The sequence below is a fragment of the Pelotomaculum sp. FP genome (assembly GCF_004369245.1).
Lineage (GTDB): Bacteria > Bacillota > Desulfotomaculia > Desulfotomaculales > Pelotomaculaceae > Pelotomaculum_C > Pelotomaculum_C schinkii.
The window spans coordinates 1-1,678 of the sequence record NZ_QFGB01000134.1; the positions used below are offsets into that span (position 1 = coordinate 1).

Consider the following 1,678-nt stretch of genomic DNA (forward strand, 5'->3'; position numbering starts at 1 on the left):
TTATGGAATATATAAAAAATCAAGATATAGAGGAAAACCAAAAACCTGATAATTTTACACTTGGAGATTTTTAAGCTGCTTTAGCGGCTATTACAACCAACCTGCTTCAGCAGGTTGTGGTTGAGTTAAAATGTAGACAACCCGGCAAAGGCTCCAGTCATTACATTTACCACCACCCGGAACTTCCAGATTTACTTTCAATCCCTAAAGCCAGGCCCATCAAGGCTATATATGTTAAGCAAGCTATAGCGGCAATTGAAAGACTAAGAGAAAGAAGTGAGCATGAATGAAAAACTTAAATTACTATCTCAACCTGAACTATGAAATTAAAATGAGAAAACTTACTAATGAAGAAGGAGGCGGGTGGTTTGCTGAAATCCCTCTCCTTGCCGGATGTATGTCTGATGGAGATACCCCTGAAAAAGCCATTATAAACATAAATGATGCTAAAAAGTGCTGGATTGAGACCAGCTTGGAAATGGGGCGAGCTATACCCGAACCAACAGCTGATGACTTTTCGGGCCAATTAAGGGTTCGTATGCCCAAGTCCCTCCACCGGCCACTTGTCGAAAAAGCCAAAGAAGAAAACGTCAGCCTCAATCAATATATTAACTACCAGCTTGCTCGCGGGGTCGGACATCCGCTCAACGCTGTCAAAAGTAAAAATAATATAAGATCATAAAAAAACACGTTTCTTTATTATTTTAATATTAAAGAAGAAGGCATTCTTATGTTAAAGAAAAATAAGTATTTTGTCGTTGGGATTATCGTTGGGATTATTTTAATAATTAGTTTAGTGATAATAGCAGTAGCGACCAGTGGTACCAATAATAGCACCAGTAAATGGAAAAATTTTGGTTTGTCCTATCAGAAGGTTTATAACGATGTTGACAAGAACAAAGTCATTGCTAAGCTTGATGGAGAGGCAATAACAAAGCAAGAATTCGATGGAACAAAGGTATTTTTGACAGCGTTGTATGACAGGGAGCCATCTTCCCAGGAAGTAATGGAAAAAGTGCTTAATGAAAAAGTTATTTTGATTGAAGCTAAAAAGCGGAATTTATATCCTGATCGTGCCGAAACGTTAGAGTATATGACAAGAATAAGAAATGATAAAGAAGAAGCAATAAATGAAGGAATAGAAATAGATGAAGAATCAGCAAAAAGCTGGGAAGAAACCCTAGAAGGACAAGGACTGACAGAAGAAGAGTATTGGAAGAGTGAAGATACCATAAAAGGATATCAAGCTGCTTTAGCTACCGCCCGCGTCAGAAGTAAATTAGTTCAGGAATGGGGGTTTTCAGGAAAAGAGATGTCAACGCCGGCAGGCGCTGCTAAATTTGAGGAAAAATTAAATAACATGATAGATGAACAAAAAAATAAACTTAAGTTAGAATATATAGAACCAATTATTTCAAATTAGGTATTAAATATGGTTATGCAAAGTTAACTTCATAAGTCCTTTAAAATTCGTAATAATTATTCAGTTTACAGAAACGTAGCCGAAAGCCCACGGTTTTAATCGTGGTATGAAGGCGGCTCCCGATTTGCCCCCCCCTCGTTCTGTTGCAGTAGTATTAATTAAGTGATACAATATAATTATGGGACAAGAGTATAGAAGAACACAAACCACAGTATCTCTAATCAACTATCATTTTGTTTTCTGTCCACGGTATAG

2 protein-coding genes and 1 pseudogene are annotated in these 1,678 nt (G+C 37.1%); all 3 read left to right on the forward strand.

Annotated elements, in window-relative coordinates:
• Window positions 1-286 precede the first annotated feature (286 nt).
• Complete coding sequence (locus tag Psfp_RS21020) at window positions 287-682, forward strand: type II toxin-antitoxin system HicB family antitoxin (RefSeq protein ID WP_134220458.1); 396 nt, start codon at window positions 287-289, stop codon at window positions 680-682.
• A 48-nt stretch (window positions 683-730) separates the two neighbouring features.
• Window positions 731-1,423 (forward strand): hypothetical protein, encoded by a 693-nt coding sequence (locus Psfp_RS21025; RefSeq protein ID WP_134220459.1) that lies wholly within the window; start codon window positions 731-733, stop codon window positions 1,421-1,423.
• A 178-nt stretch (window positions 1,424-1,601) separates the two neighbouring features.
• A pseudogene (locus Psfp_RS21030) lies at window positions 1,602-1,678 on the forward strand (IS200/IS605 family transposase); the annotation flags it as partial.

Bases quoted from the DNA above. Each gene is read 5' to 3' on its own strand.
- Psfp_RS21020 (WP_134220458.1), top strand. From the start codon at position 287: ATGAAAAACTTAAATTACTATCTCAACCTGAACTATGAAATTAAAATG.
- Psfp_RS21025 (WP_134220459.1), top strand. From the start codon at position 731: ATGTTAAAGAAAAATAAGTATTTTGTCGTTGGGATTATCGTTGGGATT.